This is a genomic window from Balneatrix alpica DSM 16621 (assembly GCF_000619885.1).
Taxonomy (GTDB): Bacteria; Pseudomonadota; Gammaproteobacteria; order Pseudomonadales; family Balneatricaceae; genus Balneatrix; species Balneatrix alpica.
In genome coordinates this window covers 99454-116343 of sequence record NZ_KK211041.1, presented here as the reverse complement: position 1 = coordinate 116343, position 16890 = coordinate 99454, and the positions used below count along the sequence as shown (strand labels likewise).

The 16890-nt window shown below is 54.0% G+C and carries 17 protein-coding genes; 9 read left to right on the top strand and 8 right to left on the bottom strand.

Features of this window, described 5'->3' with window-relative positions; genetic code table 11:
- Both Q334_RS19530 and Q334_RS0116030 read left to right on the top strand, forming a co-directional pair.
- Window positions 1–996 carry a quinoprotein relay system zinc metallohydrolase 1 gene (locus Q334_RS19530; RefSeq protein ID WP_051527882.1) on the top strand — a complete coding sequence of 332 codons (996 nt, stop codon included), beginning with the start codon at window positions 1–3 and terminating at the stop codon, window positions 994–996.
- Window positions 997–1110: 114 nt separating this feature from the next.
- Entirely contained in the window at window positions 1111–2880 is a 1770-nt protein-coding gene (locus Q334_RS0116030; RefSeq protein ID WP_027314096.1) for a PQQ-dependent methanol/ethanol family dehydrogenase, read from the top strand.
- 54 nt (window positions 2881–2934) lie between these two features.
- Here the strand turns inward: Q334_RS0116030 and Q334_RS0116025 are convergent, their stop codons facing one another.
- The 4 genes from Q334_RS0116025 to Q334_RS0116010 all read right to left on the bottom strand — a co-directional run bounded on the left by Q334_RS0116025 (window position 2935) and on the right by Q334_RS0116010 (window position 7379).
- Complete coding sequence (locus tag Q334_RS0116025; protein WP_027314095.1) at window positions 2935–4314, bottom strand: esterase-like activity of phytase family protein; 1380 nt, start codon at window positions 4312–4314, stop codon at window positions 2935–2937.
- 133 nt (window positions 4315–4447) lie between these two features.
- The gene (locus Q334_RS0116020; protein WP_027314094.1) at window positions 4448–5179 is read right to left on the bottom strand and encodes a phosphoadenylyl-sulfate reductase; all 732 of its coding nucleotides are present in this window, start codon (window positions 5177–5179) and stop codon (window positions 4448–4450) included.
- 72 nt (window positions 5180–5251) lie between these two features.
- Window positions 5252–5734, bottom strand: coding sequence for a DUF934 domain-containing protein (locus Q334_RS0116015; RefSeq protein ID WP_027314093.1), 483 nt, complete (start codon window positions 5732–5734; stop codon window positions 5252–5254).
- The gene (locus Q334_RS0116010; protein WP_027314092.1) at window positions 5718–7379 is read right to left on the bottom strand and encodes a nitrite/sulfite reductase; all 1662 of its coding nucleotides are present in this window, start codon (window positions 7377–7379) and stop codon (window positions 5718–5720) included. Before Q334_RS0116010 ends, Q334_RS0116015 begins: the two co-directional genes overlap by 17 nt.
- A gap of 401 nt (window positions 7380–7780) precedes the next feature.
- Between Q334_RS0116010 and fldB the strand changes: the two genes are divergently transcribed.
- The 5 genes from fldB to Q334_RS0115985 all read left to right on the top strand — a co-directional run bounded on the left by fldB (window position 7781) and on the right by Q334_RS0115985 (window position 11425).
- Entirely contained in the window at window positions 7781–8299 is a 519-nt protein-coding gene (gene fldB, locus Q334_RS0116005; RefSeq protein WP_027314091.1) for a flavodoxin FldB, read from the top strand.
- 40 nt (window positions 8300–8339) lie between these two features.
- Window positions 8340–9248 carry a sulfate adenylyltransferase subunit CysD gene (cysD, locus tag Q334_RS0116000; protein ID WP_027314090.1) on the top strand — a complete coding sequence of 303 codons (909 nt, stop codon included), beginning with the start codon at window positions 8340–8342 and terminating at the stop codon, window positions 9246–9248.
- A gap of 9 nt (window positions 9249–9257) precedes the next feature.
- The gene (gene cysN / locus Q334_RS0115995; RefSeq protein WP_027314089.1) at window positions 9258–10682 is read left to right on the top strand and encodes a sulfate adenylyltransferase subunit CysN; all 1425 of its coding nucleotides are present in this window, start codon (window positions 9258–9260) and stop codon (window positions 10680–10682) included.
- A gap of 205 nt (window positions 10683–10887) precedes the next feature.
- The gene (locus tag Q334_RS0115990; protein ID WP_446680488.1) at window positions 10888–11139 is read left to right on the top strand and encodes a type II toxin-antitoxin system Phd/YefM family antitoxin; all 252 of its coding nucleotides are present in this window, start codon (window positions 10888–10890) and stop codon (window positions 11137–11139) included.
- Window positions 11129–11425, top strand: coding sequence for a type II toxin-antitoxin system RelE family toxin (locus tag Q334_RS0115985; RefSeq protein ID WP_027314087.1), 297 nt, complete (start codon window positions 11129–11131; stop codon window positions 11423–11425). The genes Q334_RS0115990 and Q334_RS0115985 overlap by 11 nt, the downstream gene beginning before the upstream one ends.
- 116 nt (window positions 11426–11541) lie before the next feature.
- Here Q334_RS0115985 and Q334_RS20360 read toward each other — a convergent pair whose 3' ends face one another.
- Window positions 11542–11832 carry a DUF1330 domain-containing protein gene (locus Q334_RS20360; protein WP_081414491.1) on the bottom strand — a complete coding sequence of 97 codons (291 nt, stop codon included), beginning with the start codon at window positions 11830–11832 and terminating at the stop codon, window positions 11542–11544.
- Between the two features lie 529 nt (window positions 11833–12361).
- On the opposite strand from Q334_RS20360, the gene Q334_RS0115975 reads away from it, so the two are divergent.
- Window positions 12362–13336 (top strand): IS481 family transposase, encoded by a 975-nt coding sequence (locus tag Q334_RS0115975; RefSeq protein WP_027314086.1) that lies wholly within the window; start codon window positions 12362–12364, stop codon window positions 13334–13336.
- Here the strand turns inward: Q334_RS0115975 and Q334_RS20465 are convergent.
- The 3 genes from Q334_RS20465 to Q334_RS0115965 all read right to left on the bottom strand — a co-directional run bounded on the left by Q334_RS20465 (window position 13333) and on the right by Q334_RS0115965 (window position 14983).
- On the bottom strand, window positions 13333–13836 hold the full coding sequence (locus Q334_RS20465) for a hypothetical protein (protein WP_155889020.1): 504 nt from the start codon (window positions 13834–13836) through the stop codon (window positions 13333–13335). The genes Q334_RS0115975 and Q334_RS20465 overlap by 4 nt on opposite strands.
- A gap of 67 nt (window positions 13837–13903) precedes the next feature.
- Window positions 13904–14134 carry a hypothetical protein gene (locus tag Q334_RS0115970; protein WP_027314085.1) on the bottom strand — a complete coding sequence of 77 codons (231 nt, stop codon included), beginning with the start codon at window positions 14132–14134 and terminating at the stop codon, window positions 13904–13906.
- Between the two features lie 195 nt (window positions 14135–14329).
- Window positions 14330–14983 (bottom strand): HD domain-containing protein, encoded by a 654-nt coding sequence (locus tag Q334_RS0115965; RefSeq protein WP_211249566.1) that lies wholly within the window; start codon window positions 14981–14983, stop codon window positions 14330–14332.
- 184 nt (window positions 14984–15167) lie between these two features.
- On the opposite strand from Q334_RS0115965, the gene ipdC reads away from it, so the two are divergent.
- Complete coding sequence (gene ipdC / locus Q334_RS0115960) at window positions 15168–16805, top strand: indolepyruvate/phenylpyruvate decarboxylase (RefSeq protein WP_027314083.1); 1638 nt, start codon at window positions 15168–15170, stop codon at window positions 16803–16805.
- Window positions 16806–16890 lie beyond the last annotated feature (85 nt).

Here is a 16890-nt window from a genome sequence, read left to right as displayed (position 1 = left end):
ATGCGCCTCACTGTGCTGCTATGGCTTGGCCCGTTATGGAGCCTGGTACTAAGCCCCTGGCTCCACGCCAGCCCGCTGGATTACGCCTTAACACCCATCGCCATTGCCGACAATGTCTGGTTATTGGAGGGCAAACAGGAGGCCTTTAGTCGCCTCAATGGCGGCAATATCGTCAATACCGGCTTTATCCTCACTCCGGCTGGGGTGGTCGTGATCGATACCGGCCCCTCGGTACGCTATGGCAAGGCCATGCGCAAGGTCATCGCCAGCCTGACGGACAAGCCGGTGGTGCTGGTGCTCAATACCCATCACCATCCGGATCATGTGCTTGGCAACCTGGCCTTTGCCGAGGAGGCACCGATTGCCGCCCTGCCCGCGACCCTGCAGCAGCTCGAACAAGAGGGTGATGCGGTGGCAGAAACCCTCTACACCCTGGTGGGGGACTGGATGCGGGACACCCAGGTCCAGCTGCCTAACCAAACGCTGGGGCCGGACAGCCTGAACACTGGCATCGAGATTGGTGGCCAGCGTTTGCGCTTATTGGCCCTGCGCGGTCACTCCGGTGCGGATCTGGCCATTTTGCATGAACCCAGCGGCACCCTGTTTGCCGGTGATCTGGTATTCCATCAACGCGCCCTGACGACTCCCCATACCCCCGGCTTGGCGCTGTGGCAGCAGGAGCTTGGGCTGCTGGCCCGTCAGCCCTTTAACCAACTGGTGCCGGGGCATGGCCCCCTTAGTCAGGGCACGGCAGCCATCGAACAAACCCAGGCTTATCTCGGCTGGCTTGATCAACTGCTCCAACAGGCTGCTCAGGCCGGCCTGAGCATGACCGAAGCCATGCAGTTACCCATCCCTGCGCATTTCAACGGCATCGCCCTGTCACGCTATGAGCTGCAACGCTCGGTCGCTCACCTCTACAACCAGTATGAGCAGCAGGCCTTTGCCGAGCCCAGCAGCACTTCCGCCCAGGCCAGTAGTACGACCAAGGAATGACAGGGTTAGCACCGCCGGGCAATGTTCCCGGCCTGCTGGCTTTACAAGAATGACTAAGTCGAAGGCCACGCCTTCAGTCCTAATAAAAAAACAACTGCCCGAAAGGAGCGAGTGATGAAAAGACCAGGCCAGTGCTTCAAGCTTAGTCTCGCCGCCTTACTGATCAGTGCCAGCTATGCTGGTAGCAGCGTGGCTGCTGTGACCGATCAGGATATTCTCAATGACCAGGCCACCGCCGAAGACGTTGTCTCCAACGGCATGGGCCTCCAGGGCCAGCGTTACAGCCCCCTCGATAAAATTAATCCTGATACCGTGAAAGAATTGCGCCCGGTGTGGGCTTTCTCCTTTGGTGGTGAGAAACAGCGCGGGCAAGAAGCCCAGCCTCTGGTAAAAGACGGCGTCATGTACGTTACCGCCTCTTACTCACGGGTATTTGCCATTGATGTGAAGAGCGGCGATGAGCTCTGGCAGTACGATGCCCGCCTGCCCGATGGCATCATGCCCTGCTGTGATGTGATTAACCGGGGTGTAGCCCTCTATGATGATCTGGTGATCTTCGCCACCCTCGACGCCAAACTGGTTGCCCTGAATAAAGACAGCGGCAAGGTGGTATGGAAAAAGACCGTAGCCGACTATCAGGCCGGTTACTCCATTACCGCTGCTCCCCTGGTGGTGAAAGGCAAGGTGATTACCGGGGTATCCGGGGGGGAATTCGGTATCGTCGGTAAAGTCGAAGCCTACGATGCAAAAACCGGGCAAATCGTCTGGACCCGCCCCACCGTTGAAGGCCACATGGGCTACATCTGGAAAGATGGCAAGCAAGTCGAAAACGGTATCTCCGGTGGCGAAGCCGGTAAAACCTGGCCTGGCGATCTGTGGAAAACCGGTGGCGCCGCTACCTGGCTAGGGGGCACCTATGATCCGGAAGTGGATTTGCTGTTCTTCGGTACCGGTAACCCGGCCCCCTGGAACTCCCACCTGCGCCCCGGCGACAACCTGTTCTCCTCCTCCCGGTTGGCGATTAACCCCGATGACGGCAGTATCGTTTGGCACTTCCAAACCACGCCGAACGATGGCTGGGACTTTGACGGCGTCAACGAGCTGATCTCCTTCAACTATCAGGATCAGGGCAAAGAAGTAAAGGCAGCAGCCACCGCTGACCGTAACGGCTTCTTCTATGTACTGAACCGGGAAAACGGCAGCTTTATCCGCGGCTTCCCCTTTGTCGATAAGATCACCTGGGCCGAAGGCCTGGATGACAAGGGCCGCCCCATCTACAGCAAGGATGGCCGCCCCGGCAATCCTGCCAACAGTCAGGATGGCAAAAAAGGCGAGTCAGTGTTCTCCACCCCGTCTTTCCTCGGTGGGAAAAACTGGATGCCAATGGCCTATAGCCAGGATACCGGCCTGTTCTATGTTCCCTCTAATGAGTGGGGCATGGATATCTGGAACGAACCCGTCTCTTATAAGAAGGGCGCAGCCTACCTGGGTGCAGGCTTTACCATTAAGCCGCTTAACGATGAATACATTGGCGTACTGCGCGCCATCGATCCGAAAACCGGGCAAGAAAAATGGCGCTATAAGAACTACGCACCGCTGTGGGGCGGCGTAATGACCACCAAGGGTAATCTGGTGTTCTTCGGCAATCCGGAAGGCTATCTGCTCGGCCTCAATGCCCAGACCGGCGAGGTGGTGTACAAATTCAATACCGGCTCCGGTATTGTCGGCTCCCCCATCACCTGGGAAATGGATGGTGAGCAGTACATCAGCGTGGTCTCCGGCTGGGGTGGCGCCGTCCCGCTCTGGGGTGGCGAAGTGGCCAAACGGGTAAAAGACTTTAACCAGGGTGGCTCCGTCTGGACCTTTAAACTGCCGCAAAGCTAAGACTTAACGAGATAGCAAGGTCCCCCACTGCTGGACGGTGGGGGATTGTGGCGTTTATAGCAGCGGCTGATCCAACTTTAATAACCACAGCATTGAATGGGCATCCTCTCCCTTGAGCGGCTGTAGGGAAAGGCGAGCCTGTACAGGTTGTCCCTCAAACCATAACTGACCTTCGCCATCGGTCAGGTAATCCTCAATATCCTCTCCTCCCTTGGCAGCTTGTTGCACCTGGATGCCAACACCAAAGTCGTTATCGCTGGCTACCGCCAGGGTACGTTCATCCACCAGAGCCAGTCCTTCGGCTTTCTCAACCTGCCAACCCAACGCACGCAGATCCGCTTTAAGGCTCTTGTTTGCCATTTTTATCCCTGCCGCCGCCAGTTGTTCCGCACTGGCATACTCCAACTCCTTGCCTTCGATTTGCAGATTGCTCAGGTCAGTAGCTTCACTCAGATCGACTAAATAAATCAGGTTGCGCATGTTCTTATCCGCACCCTTGCCCTGTTCAATCAATAAAAAGCGCTGATTATCCAAAGCGAGCAAGTCACCAATTTTGGCATCACGGCTGCGCTTATAGGCGCTGATGTCATGGGGATAGGCAAACATCCGGGTCGCTCCCGTGGAGGGGTCTAGCTCGACAATACGGATAAACTGGGCGCTATCACGGGTGTTACCCTCAATATTGAGGGTACTCTGTACCACCGCATAAACCTTACCCGCCGGGGTCATGGCCACCCCTTCAAAACCACGGTTAGGCTGGCGCCACTTGAGAAGATTAGGCAAGCCCCCCGCAACCCCCTGCTCACCGGTTGCGGCTTCGGGGCCAAACTTGCGTAAGATGCGGCCTTCGGCATTTATTTGCGCGATAAAGGGACCATACTCATCACAGATCCAAAATCCACCCTGACCATCACTCACCATCCCTTCTGTATCGAGTCCATTAGATTGCTGTACCGCGATTGGCTTGAGCAGCTCATCCAGTGCCACCTCATTGGTCGAACCTATTACTCCTATGGGCAGGGGGAGGCCACTAATGGGCCCGTTCTCATCTTGCAACGCTCGGGGAGCCGAGGCCAACGCCTGCTGCCCTTGGATACGGACTTCCATAAAAGTGGGTACAAAATCCGGACTGGGGAAGACTTTAGTGGCGGCTTTACCCTGCCCCTGTTGCAACTTGGGCGCATCGGTATTGGGGCCACGATCCGTCAGCGCATAGAAACTCAAACTGCCATCGGCATGTTTACCTTTAAACGCCAAGCCTGAACCTAACCCTGGAGCAAAACCTTGCGGGAACAGGTTTTTGAAAGCCCCTTGATAGGGCACCCGATTTTCCGCCGCAATCTCAACCTGATACCGTTCAACCTGAATTTCCGCTTTGACCGTCGCCACGCTTAAGCTGGCGGCCAACGCTGTTAATAGCCAAGTCGCTTTCATCGCTTCTCACTCCCCGCGTTAAAGAAGCTGGCAGTATGGGAAGGCTAAATGACAACTGCATGACGTCCGCTTGGCAGCACACATAAAAAAACCCGCGGCATAAGCGGCGGGCTTGTTGTGGCAGGCTAATCACCTAGCCAGGGCGTTTCAGTGAGGAGGACAGTGGCGAGGCACCGCCAGGGTGCAGGCCACACTCACGCAGGTCAGCGTTTTCCCACCACCAGCGGCCCGAGCGCACATCTTCACCCACTGTTACCGAGCGGGTGCAGGGGGCACAGCCAATGCTGGGGTAGTGGCGATCATGCAGGGCGTTATAGGGCACATTAAAAGCACGGATATAAGCCCAGACTTCTTTCTCGCTCCAGTCCGCCAGCGGATTGACCTTATCCAGGCCATTGCTGAGGTCATACTCACTAAAGGGCACCTGCTCCCGGGTCACTGACTGCTCACGGCGAATGCCGGTAATCCAGGCATCCTGCCCGGCCAGTGCACGCTTGAGCGGCTTGATTTTACGCACGTTACAGCAGGCTTTGCGCAGCTCCAGGCTTTCATAGAAGGCGTTAATGCCATTGGCACTGACATAGGCCTCGACATCGGCAGCCTCGGGGTAGAACACCTGTACCTTGATACCCAGCTCCTGCTGGATTTTCGCCAGCAGGTTAAGGGTTTCTTCCGGCAGCCGGCCAGTATCCAGGCAGAATTGGCTGATTCCCGGCGCATGCTGGCTGATCAGATGGGCAATGACCACATCCTCCGCCCCCAGGCTATTGGCAAAGGTCACCTTGGCATATTTGCCTTCGGCTTCTTGCAGCAGGCTGATGGCATGCTGAACTTTTGCCTCTAACGCAGCTTCCAGTTGGCTCATACGGGGCCCCTTGCGGTTTTCTCTATCAATCAAAGCGTGAAGCGGCTCCGTCTGTGCGGGCCGCCTTCTATTTTATTGCCAGCGTTTAAACAGGGGACGCGGCTCATTGGCCGTGGCCTGATAGGTCACACTGACTTCATTCAGAGCAGCCAGATATTCTGGCTTAAAGCGTTCTTCCGCCATCACAAAGGCATTGATGCCACAGTGACTCATATATTGCAGGCGATCACGACCGATATCCCCCAGTGCCCGCAGCTGGCCACTAAAGCCTAAGCGCCGCAGGATGCGGGCATGGCTAAAGCCACGGCCATCGGTAAACACCGGAAAGTGGATACCAATCAACTCCAGCTGCCCCACATAAGGAGCCAGACTTTCGCTGTTATCATCAGGCTCCACCAGGGGAGCTACTTTACCGTCATGGGCAGCCAGGCTATCCTGCTCGGCTAAAAAGCGTTTCAACGGGATAATCACATCACCGCTGGGCAGAGGGCCCTCTTCCAGGTGCAGTTGCCAGGAATCCTGATCTATCAACTGCTGATCAATGATGACTGGCATACACACGCTCCTTAAAGGGTTCAACACCTACCCGACGCACGGTTTCGAGGAAGCTTTCTGCTTCGCTCTCCCGCACATCCACGTACACCTGCAACAGGGTGGCGATGGTGTCCGGCACCTCGCTCTGGTGTACGGCCTTACCGATGACTTTACCCAGGCTGGCATCTTCTGCCGCCGAGCCACCGATGGTGATCTGGTACCACTGTTCGCCTTTCTTATCGACCCCGAGGATACCGATATTGCCGACATGGTGGTGACCACAGGCATTCATGCAGCCGGACATTTTCAGGCTGATATCCCCCAGGTCGTGGACGAAGTCCAACTGCTCCAAGCGCTGGTTGATCGCCTCGGCCACCGGAATGGTCTGGGCATTGGCCAGGGAGCAGAAATCATAGCCGGGGCAGCAGATCATATCGGTGACGCTGCCCACATTGGGACGGGCCACGTTAATTTGCTGCGCACGCTGCCACACGGCAAACAGATCGCGTTCGGCCACATCCGCCAGCACCAGGTTCTGGTCGTGGGTCACCCGCACTTCAGCAAAGGAGTACTCATCGGCCAGATCGGCAATGGCATCCATCTGCTCAGCGGTACAGTCGCCAGGGGCAACCAGCAGCGGTTTCAATGACAGCACCACGATGCGATAACCCGCTACCCGATGCTCACGGGTATTGCGCTCATACCACACGCGGAAATCACTGTTATTCGCCAACTGCTCGGCCAGGCCAGCAAAGGCGGCGCTTTCGCTTTGATAGGCAGGCTCGCTGAAGTAACCCTTCAGGCGTTGCACTTCTGCTTCGTCCAGGGTCAGTTCGCTGTCTTTCAGATGCGCCCACTCTTTCTCAACCGCCGCACGGAAGGCTTCTACCCCCATCGCGCCGACCAGAATCTTGATTCGCGCCTTGTACTTGTTGTCACGACGGCCATGCAGGTTATACACCCGCAGAATGGCTTCGAGGTAAGACAACAGATGCTTCTTCTCCAGCCATGGGCAGATTACCTGACCAATCATCGGCGTGCGGCCCAAACCGCCACCCACCAAGACCTGGAAGCCTACTTCACCCTCGGCATTACGGCACAGATGCAGGCCGATATCGTGTACCTGGGTGGCGGCACGGTCATTAGCATGGCCTGTCACCGCAATCTTGAACTTACGCGGCAGGTAGGCAAATTCCGGATGCAGGGTGGACCACTGGCGGATCAGCTCACACCAGGGGCGAGGATCTTCCACCTCACCGGCAATCACCCCGGCATACTGGTCAGTGGTGGTATTGCGGATACAGTTACCGCTGGTCTGGATGGCGTGCATTTGCACTTCCGCCAGCTCGGCAAGAATATCCGGCACCTCTTCCAGCTTGGGCCAGTTGAACTGAATATTGGTACGGGTGGTGAAGTGACCAAAGCCCTTATCATAGGTACGGGCAATATGGGCCAACTTGCGCAATTGATAGGTTGCCAGCAAGCCGTAAGGAATGGCGACCCGCAACATAGGGGCAAAGCGCTGGATATAGAGGCCATTCATCAAACGTAGGGCACGGAACTCATCGTCCGGCAGCTCACCGGCCAGGAAACGGCGGGTTTGATCGCGGAACTGAGCTACCCGCTCATTCACTATCCGCTGATCATATTCGTTATAAATGTACATAGAGCTGTTACTCTCGGGCTCAAATCCGGCCCGCTCTACGTGGAGCAAGCCTGGTGTTCTGGGGTCGGGTTGGCCCGACACTCATCAAAGCGCGTGGTACACTGTGCGACCCAGTGCCACTAAGATAGCTAAGCATCTTAGGGGATAGTTTTTATAACTCAAAAGAATAATTTTGAATTTGCATATCACTTTTGCTGATGAAATCTTGTTCAAGTTGTTATTACCAATAGGAACTAGACCATGCAAATTTATTCTTTTTTGTTTTATTAACTCCTCATTATGATGGGCACACCGGCTATCCCCAGGCCGGGCTCCGCCTGCGACAGCGGATGATTACCAGGGGAGATGAACCTGATGCCTGCTTTGATCTCTTTCAACAGGTAGCTAGTTAAGGAACGAGCATGTCCATTGCGGTATTTTATGGCTCCACCACCGGTAACACCGAAGAGGTGGGCAACAAGATTGTCGCCAAACTGTCTGGCCTCGACATCGACACCTACAACGTCTCCGACACTCCGGTGGCGGTGGTTGAAGCCTACGACCTGATTATTTTTGGTATCCCCACCTGGGATTACGGTGAAATCCAGGAAAACTGGCTGGAAGTATGGGAAGAGGTCGACGACCTCGACCTCAGCGGCAAGACCGTTGCCTTCTATGGCCTGGGGGATCAGTACGGCTATCCCGAGTGGTTCCTTGATGCCATGGGCATGCTGCACGACAAAGTCGTTGCACGCGGCGCCAAGGTAGTGGGGCACTGGCCAGTCGAAGGCTACGAGTTTGAGGCCTCCAAGGCCCTGACTGCCGATGGCAAACACTTTGTCGGCCTCGCCATTGACGAGGACTGGCAACGGGATCAAACCGATGAGCGCATCACGCGCTGGACCCAACAATTGTTAACAGAAACCGGCCTGTCCACCTGACGGCGGCTAACTGACAGAGGGCACCATGTCCGACCTGAAATTGAGTGACTATCAGCTCACCCACCTCAAACAGCTTGAGGCGGAATCGATCCATATTATCCGCGAGGTAGCCGCCGAGTTTGAAAACCCGGTGATGCTCTACTCCATCGGCAAAGACTCAGCTGTGATGCTGCACCTGGCGCAAAAAGCGTTTTACCCCGGTAAACCGCCCTTCCCGCTGATGCACGTCGACACCACCTGGAAATTCCGGGAAATGATCAGCTTTCGTGATCAAATGGCCAAACAGCTGGGGATGGAACTGATCGTCCACATCAACCAGGAAGGGGTTAAGCAGGGCATCGGCCCCTTCACCCACGGCTCCAAAGTCCATACCGATGTGATGAAGACCGAATCCCTCAAGCAGGCCCTGGACAAATACGGCTTCGATGCCGCCTTTGGTGGTGCCCGCCGTGACGAGGAGAAGTCTCGCGCCAAAGAGCGGGTCTACTCCTTCCGCGATAAAAAGCACCGTTGGGACCCGAAAAACCAGCGTCCCGAACTGTGGAACGTCTACAACGGCAAAGTGAACCGGGGTGAATCCATCCGCGTCTTCCCCCTGTCCAACTGGACCGAGCTCGACATCTGGCAATACATCTACCTGGAAAGCATCCCCATTGTGCCGCTGTACTACGCTGCCGAGCGCCCCGTGGTAGAACGCAACGGCACCCTAATCATGGTGGATGACGAGCGCATGCCGCTTAACGAAGGGGAAACCCCGCAAATGAAATGGGTGCGCTTCCGTACCCTGGGCTGCTACCCCCTCACCGGCGCGGTGGAATCCAAAGCCGCCACCCTGCCTGAAATTATTCAGGAAATGCTGTTGACCAAGACCTCTGAACGTCAGGGCCGGGTAATCGACCACGATCAGGCCGGTTCAATGGAACAGAAAAAGCGCGAAGGTTATTTCTAAGGAGGCCTTATGTCACACCAGTCTGAATTGATCAGCCAGGACATTCTGGCCTACCTGAAACAGCACGAACAAAAAGACCTGCTGCGCTTTATCACCTGCGGCAGCGTCGACGACGGCAAATCCACCCTGATTGGCCGCCTGCTGTACGATACCAAGCTCATTTTTGAAGACCACCTGAGCGCCCTGCACAAAGACAACGAGCGAGTCGGTAATGCCGGTGAAGAGCTCGACCTCGCCCTGCTGGTAGACGGCCTGCAATCCGAGCGTGAGCAAGGCATCACCATCGACGTGGCCTATCGCTACTTCTCCACCGACAAGCGCAAATTTATTATTGCCGACACCCCCGGACACGAGCAGTACACCCGCAACATGGCCACCGGTGCCTCCACCGCCAACCTCGCCATCATCCTTATTGATGCGCGCCGTGGCGTGTTGACTCAAACCCGTCGCCATAGCTTTATCGTCGACCTGCTCGGCATCCAGCACGCCGTGGTTGCCATCAACAAAATGGACCTGGTCGACTACAGCGAAGAAGTCTTCAACCAAATCAAGGCCGACTACCTGGAATTCGCCAAAGCCCTGAATATCAAAGATATTCGCTTTGTGCCCCTGTCTGCCCTGCGCGGCGACAACGTAGTCAACCTGTCCGAGCGCCTGCCCTGGTACCAAGGCCTGCCGCTGATGAACATCCTGGAAACCGTTGAAGTCACCAAAGACATCAACTTCAACGACTTCCGCTTCCCGGTGCAATACGTTAACCGTCCCAACCTCGACTTCCGTGGTTTCTGCGGCACCATTGCCTCCGGCATCATCCGCAAAGGCGACGAAATCACCGCCCTGCCCTCCGGCAAAAAGAGCAAGGTCAAATCCATTGTCACCTTCGATGGCGAACTGGAAGAAGCCTACCCACCGCTGGCCGTTACCCTGGTGCTGGAAGATGAAATCGACATCAGCCGTGGCGACGTCATCGTCAAAAGTGACAACCAGCCCAGCGTCACCGACTGCTTTGAAGCCAACCTGGTGTGGATGAACGAAGAACCCCTGCAGAAGAACAAGCGCTACTGGATCAAAGCCGCCAGCAAACTGGTCCCGGCCCGTCTGGACGCCATCCTCTACAAGACCGACGTCAACACCCTGGAACGCTCTGAAGCCGAACAGCTGGAACTGAATGAAATTGCCCTGTGCCGTTTCATCACCGACGAACCCATTGCCCTGGACCCATACCGCAAAATCCACGGCACTGGCAGCTTTATCCTGATTGACCGCCTCTCCAACGTCACCGTAGGCGCGGGCATGGTTGCCAACACCCTGCAAGCACAGGCTGGCCCAGCCGCCGACGGCAGCCGCTTCTCAGAGTTTGAGCTGGAATTCAATGCCCTGGTGCGCAAGCACTTCCCCCATTGGCAAGCGGTGGATATCAGCAAATTAAAATAAGCTGACTCATCACTAGCTGCACCCTACAAACGGCCAGGCAACACGCTTGGCCGTTTTGTTTTTTGGGGGAGAAAGAGGGGGTGATGTGGATAGGGCGTGCAACCCTTGAGTCACCCCGCCAGAAGCCGACTGACTCAGATGCTTATTTACCATCACAGCACAAAGACCTACAATCAGACCTATTAACAGGTCTCTTAGGGGAAACATGATGACTTACCAAATACTGACAGATATTGCAGCCAGCATATCCGAATTAAAAACCAATCCGATGAAGGTAGTTGCCAGCGGTAATGGCATGCCCATCGCTGTGCTTAACAGAAACGAACCTGCATTTTATTGTGTCCCTGCTCAAACATATGAGGCTCTCATGGAGCTAATAGAGGATGCTGAACTATTAAAAATAGTAAAAGAGAGAATGGACGAAGAAAACATTAAGGTAAGCCTTGATGACCTATAGTTTAGCGTTTAAAAAGTCAGCGTTAAAAGAATGGAACAAGTTAGGGCATACCATTCGTGACCAGCTTAAAAAGAAATTGGAAGAGCGCTTGAAAAACCCTCACGTTCCCTCCTCTGCCATATCCGGCGCCTCCAATTTATATAAAATAAAACTCCGCCAACTTGGCTATCGTCTTGTTTACTCCGTTAATGATAATGTCGTTGTGGTAACGGTTATTGCCGTAGGGAAAAGAAATCGCAATGAAGTTTATGATATTGCACTTTCACGAATGCAGCAGGATGAGTGAACGATATATAAAAACATCTAACTATCTGTACAAGTCCAGCAATCACCTGACCCCGTTCTAGAACTGCATCCGGCGATCACTAAATCTATACATTCCATCAGCCCTAGATGGAATGGCTATGCAGATGCATTTTCAATGGGTACTAATAAAAACTTACTAATTGAACCTTCCTGACGTGCTTTTTTATAAGGTGCGTACTCTTCTGAATGATAAAACTCCATGGCCTTTTCCTTGGTGGGAAATTCAGCCACAAGAGAATACTGAGGCCTATCACAACCTTCCAGAAGCTCGATAGACGATGTTCTTGTAATATATTTTCCCGAAAACTTAGATATCAGCTGCGCAACCTTAACAAGGTAATTTTTAACCCAGGAAGGATCACTGATATTTTTTCGACTATCAATCAATGCTTCTCTCTAAAAGCCTCTTCATTTTTCGCTCATCTACAGCTGCTACACATTTACCCACTCATTTCATAATATCTCTCGAAATTTTCCGATACTTTGACATTTACCTTTTACTGACAGCATTCTAATACTTATTTATCGAAAAATTCCTAGCACGTATCAAACTGATTAAAATTCTTAAATCTTGAGCAACTTTTAAAAATAAGCATCCTAGCTTTTTATATGTAAGGCCTTTGTAGTAAATTAGCCCTGCTTTAGCTGCAGAAAGAGCTTTTTCCGGGGCTAAGGAAGCCCTTCAGTGTAATTTTTGACATTCCACCTCTGACTACGCATAACGCCCTATTAATATGCTGACAATGTTGACAAAAAAGTATAACGAAGCGAAACCGAGCCAAAATTTAACAACCCTGCTTCAATAGCTTGTTAACTGTTGGGTCCCTGATGATTGGATAGTTCGCCGAAGCTTTCCGCTCTTCCAGGCAAGAGCGGTTTTCGCTAGCCTATTCACTTCCACTCGCGAGGCTCGATCTTGAATATTCGGCTCCACAAAAATGCTCGTACCACTCCCGCTGTGCGCGCCTACATTCGCCACTCCAACAAGACTCAACGCGAATTAGCCGAGGAGCTTGGACTCGGCATTGGCACCATTCGTAAGTGGCAACGTCGTGAGTCGACTGAAGACCGTTCACACACCGCGCATAATCTGCAGACCACCCTCACCAAGGCTCAAGAGGCTTTGGTCATTGAGCTGCGCACCACGCTGAGGCTGCCATTGGATGATCTCTTGGCCGTTACCCGAGAGTTCATCAACGAGAAAGTGTCACGGGCAGGGCTGGACCGCTGCCTGCGTCGTCATGGTGTCGCCAGGTTGGCTGATCTGCAACCTCAGGCAGAGACCCAGGCCACTCCCTCTAAACGCTTCCAGTCCTACCAATCTGGGTTTATTCACATGGATGTGAAGTATCTGCCACAGATGCCGGATGAAAGTCATCGCCGCTATTTGTTTGTCGCCATTGATCGTGCCTCACGATGGGTGTTTGCGCAGATTTTGCCGCGCAAAACGGCAACCAATGCCAAGCGTTTTCTTAATGCACTGGCCAAAGCTGCGCCGTTCAGGATTCATACTTTATTGACTGACAACGGCAGTGAATTCACCGATCGACTGTTCAATAAGCAAAAAACCCCCTCTGGCGAGCATGAGTTTGATCGGTTGTGCACGGCCCTGGGCATTGAGCACCGACTGACGAAGCCACGTCATCCGCAAACCAATGGTATGGTAGAGCGTTTCAATGGACGTATTGCTGATGTCTTAGCGACTAATCGCTTTAACTCTGCCTTGGATCTTGAGCAAACGCTGGAACGTTATCTCTGGCTCTACAACCATCAAATTCCCCAGAAAGCGTTAAACCATACTGCACCTATTCATGCACTGAAGGAGTGGCAAAAAAAGCAGCCCGATTTATTTGTTAAACGGGTTTCTAATCGTACGGGACCTAACAGTTAACTCCTAATTCTCTCTAGATATCCCCTAATAGAAAAGCTATCGAATTTATGCTGAATTATTCTTTCTTTACCATACCTATCTATGTAGCTTGCACGGAGTATCAAATTAACCCGACTAGGTGTAAATATACACTTAAGATCGATAGGAAAAACAAACTCAAGCGGATTATCTGTCCTATCGATAATTACGTTTGAAATGTTTGGATTATAAGGTACAGCACAGCAAGCAAGTGGATCGCTAGGGTTATAAAAGTAAAATAAAAAAGAAAGACTATTGATATTCGCCTGATACTCAGAGATGTTAGTTAGCTTACATCGGTAAAAAATAGTATCACCTTCAAACTTATCTACTCCACCCACAACATTGAAAGTTGGATTTGATTTAAAATATCGATCATATTTATTCCACTCAAACTCACAAGTTTGCAATTTATGACTTTTGTAAGCATAAACAGCAGCTAAAACTGCTGCCAAACTACCTAATGTTGTTATGATATCCATATTGAACACTTATACGATTATTGAATAACAATATAACACTCAAAACAGCGACACATTAAGCATTCGCCTAATCTTGTTTGTTAGCATTTTTTATCAAAATTTTCTCCATGAGGTATCGCTTCAATATTCCTTTGGCAGATACCACTCTTTTAGCGCGAAACTCAGCCTTACCTTCCCCCCCTTGAGCGTGGTGCATTGACCAAAAACCATGTAATAATAAAGGTACATCGTACATATCAAGTCGATGAAGGTCGTCATCTCTACCTTTGCATGAAAGTTTTATTTGAATTTTCTTCATAATCCCTTATTTCTACTCCGACGTAATTTTAGAAAGAAAGGCTAACGATTAAGCCAAGAGGTGGATTTTAGCCCGTCCCAGCAATAAATTGGGAGATTTTAGCTCATTGATAGCCGCAACGCGAATTCAACTCCGAAGTGCCCCCCTCAACACTATACAACCTGAAGTAGCTCTCTAAACACCATTCCCCCCCAACTACAACAACTCCCCCGCTAATTCACGCAAATAGGTCTGCATAAAGGTTACGCGCCGCTCGGCCTCGTGTTTGGCTGCGCGGGTCTGCATCTGCTCCGGCAGGCGCAGTAACTTGGTGTAGAAGTGGTCAAGGCCATAACGCTGGTCGTCCGGCGGACGCTGTTGGCAGAACGGGTCTTGCTCGGCATAGAGCGATCGCTGCAAGGCACCGCTCACCAGCATGCAGCGGGCAATCCCAATCGCCCCCAGGGCATCCAAGCGATCGGCATCCTGCACAATTTTGGCTTCCAGGCTGCGGGGCGGGATGCCCGCCGAAAAGCTATGGGCTTCAATAGCGTGGGCTACCCCGGCCAGCCAGTCTGCCTCAAAGTCCGCCAGCTGTTGCAGTTGCTCCTGTGCCCAGGCAGCACTCAGGCGCGAGGCCTGACGGCGCTCGGGGTGATCCTTGCTCAGGCATACCGCATCATGCAACCAGGCGGCTACCACCACGATGGACAGCTCCGCCCCTTCCGCCCGTGCCAGTTGTTTGGCGCTACGCACCACCCGGCGGATATGGGCCAAATCATGGGCAGGGTCGCTGCCGATGCGGCTACTCATCCAGCGTTCACAGTGTTGTTCCAGCTGTTCCAGGCTGAGTCTATCCAGGCTAGGCATCCAAGGCTCCTTGGCTCAAACGGGGTTAGCCAGCCCTTATACTCCCTTTGGCGAAGGCTTGCAGCAACCTGAGCTAGGTCAAAGGCAAAGCCGGCAAAAGCGGTAACACTCGCGGCAACTGGAAGGCATCTGCGCTTCCCCCTGTTTGATTGGAGCCTGCTCCTACCGCGTGCGGAGAATAACAATGAACCTAGCCGAGCTGATTTTGCACAGCCTGAAGGCCCACGGTGCCCAGGCGATTTTCGGGATTCCCGGTGACTTTGCCCTGCCCTTTTTCAAGGTGCTGGAAGAAAGCGAGCTACTGCCCCTCTATACCCTCAGCCACGAGCCGGGCATTGGTTTTGCCGCCGATGCCTGTGGCCGTTTTCAGGGCGGCCTGGGGGTGGCGGCGGTTACATACGGTGCCGGGGCGCTGAATATGGTGAATCCGGTGGCGGGTGCCTATGCCGAAAAGGTGCCCTTGGTGGTGCTGGCTGGTGCCCCGGGGGAGGCGGAAAGCGCCAACGGCATGTTGCTGCATCATCAGGTTAAGACCCTGGATTCCCAGTTTCGCATTTATGAGGAGATCACCTGCGCCCAGGCGCGCCTGCATGATCCTGCCACCGCTGCCGCGGAATTAGCCCGGGTGCTGCGCACCTGTCTGGAGGAGTCGCGTCCGGTGTTGATTGAGATCCCCCGTGATCAGGTGTTCAAGCCGGTGCCCAATAGCCTGGATAACATTCCAGTATTAGCCGCAAGTCCCTATCGGCAGGAAGCAGTGGAGGCCTGTGCCGAGGCCATTTTGCGCAAGCTCGATCAGGCTATCCGCCCTACCCTGCTGGTCGGGGTGGAGATTCGCCGCTTCGGTCTGGAGGCCAAGGTGGCCGAGCTGGCCAGCCGTTTGCAGATGCCGGTGGTCACCACCTTTATGGGGCGCGGCTTGCTGGCCTCTACTCCGGTGCAGGTGCTGGGCACCTATCTGGGTGCCGCCTGTGAGGAACGGGTGCGGCTCCAGGTGGAGCAATCCGACGGTCTCTTTATGCTGGGGGTGATTCTGTCGGACACCAACTTCGCCATCTCGGTGGAGAAAATTCAGGACTGCCACGCCATTCACGCCGCGGATCGCTGTGTGCGCCTGGGCTATCATGAGTATGCCAATATCCCCCTGGCCGCCTTGCTTGATGCGCTATTGGCGCGCTTACCCCCGAGCGCTTGGCAGGCCATCCCTGCGCCCGCGCCCCTCCCTGCCATGCGCCCACCACAGAGTGCGTTATCCCCAGCGGATATCGCCCAAGCCATTAGCGCCCTGATGCAGCGCCACGGCAAGATGCCGATTGCCTCCGATATGGGCGATTGCCTGTTTACCGCGCTGGATATGGACTACACCGAACTGGTAGCCCCCGGCTATTACGCCACCATGGGTTATGGCGTACCGGCGGGGCTGGGCATTCAGGCCGCCAGTGGCCAACGGCCGTTGATTCTGGTGGGGGATGGCGCCTTCCAGATGACCGGCTGGGAGCTGGGTAACTGCCGTCGCTATGGCTGGAATCCGATTGTGGTGGTGTTTAACAATGCCAGCTGGGAGATGCTGCGGGTGTTCCAGCCCGAGTCACGCTTTAGTCAGCTGGGTGAATGGGATTACCACAGCCTCGCCAATGCCTTGGGTGGGCGTGGCCAGCGGGTACATAACCGGGCCGAACTGGACGCAGCGCTGGAGTCCGCCTGGCAAGATAAAAGCGGCTTCCAACTGGTGGAGGTCGTGCTGCAGCCAGGGCAGCTCTCCAGTACCCTCAGCCGCTTTGTCGAAAGTTTTAAAGCCAAGCGGTTGCGTGATCAGGGCTAAGCGCATCACATACGCCGCTACCCCCAAAGGATCAGGGTGGGTTCCAAACCCACCCCAGCCTTGCCATAACCAGAAAAAATTAATA

Bases quoted from the DNA above. Each gene is read 5' to 3' on its own strand.
- ipdC (WP_027314083.1), top strand. From the start codon at position 15,168: ATGAACCTAGCCGAGCTGATTTTGCACAGCCTGAAGGCCCACGGTGCC.
- Q334_RS0116025 (WP_027314095.1), bottom strand. From the start codon at position 4,314: ATGAAAGCGACTTGGCTATTAACAGCGTTGGCCGCCAGCTTAAGCGTG.
- Q334_RS0115985 (WP_027314087.1), top strand. From the start codon at position 11,129: ATGACCTATAGTTTAGCGTTTAAAAAGTCAGCGTTAAAAGAATGGAAC.
- Q334_RS20465 (WP_155889020.1), bottom strand. From the start codon at position 13,836: ATGGATATCATAACAACATTAGGTAGTTTGGCAGCAGTTTTAGCTGCT.
- Q334_RS0116020 (WP_027314094.1), bottom strand. From the start codon at position 5,179: ATGAGCCAACTGGAAGCTGCGTTAGAGGCAAAAGTTCAGCATGCCATC.
- Q334_RS0116010 (WP_027314092.1), bottom strand. From the start codon at position 7,379: ATGTACATTTATAACGAATATGATCAGCGGATAGTGAATGAGCGGGTA.
- cysN (WP_027314089.1), top strand. From the start codon at position 9,258: ATGTCACACCAGTCTGAATTGATCAGCCAGGACATTCTGGCCTACCTG.
- Q334_RS0115965 (WP_211249566.1), bottom strand. From the start codon at position 14,983: ATGCCTAGCCTGGATAGACTCAGCCTGGAACAGCTGGAACAACACTGT.
- Q334_RS0116015 (WP_027314093.1), bottom strand. From the start codon at position 5,734: ATGCCAGTCATCATTGATCAGCAGTTGATAGATCAGGATTCCTGGCAA.
- Q334_RS19530 (WP_051527882.1), top strand. From the start codon at position 1: ATGCGCCTCACTGTGCTGCTATGGCTTGGCCCGTTATGGAGCCTGGTA.
- Q334_RS0116030 (WP_027314096.1), top strand. From the start codon at position 1,111: ATGAAAAGACCAGGCCAGTGCTTCAAGCTTAGTCTCGCCGCCTTACTG.
- Q334_RS0115970 (WP_027314085.1), bottom strand. From the start codon at position 14,134: ATGAAGAAAATTCAAATAAAACTTTCATGCAAAGGTAGAGATGACGAC.
- Q334_RS0115990 (WP_446680488.1), top strand. From the start codon at position 10,888: ATGATGACTTACCAAATACTGACAGATATTGCAGCCAGCATATCCGAA.
- fldB (WP_027314091.1), top strand. From the start codon at position 7,781: ATGTCCATTGCGGTATTTTATGGCTCCACCACCGGTAACACCGAAGAG.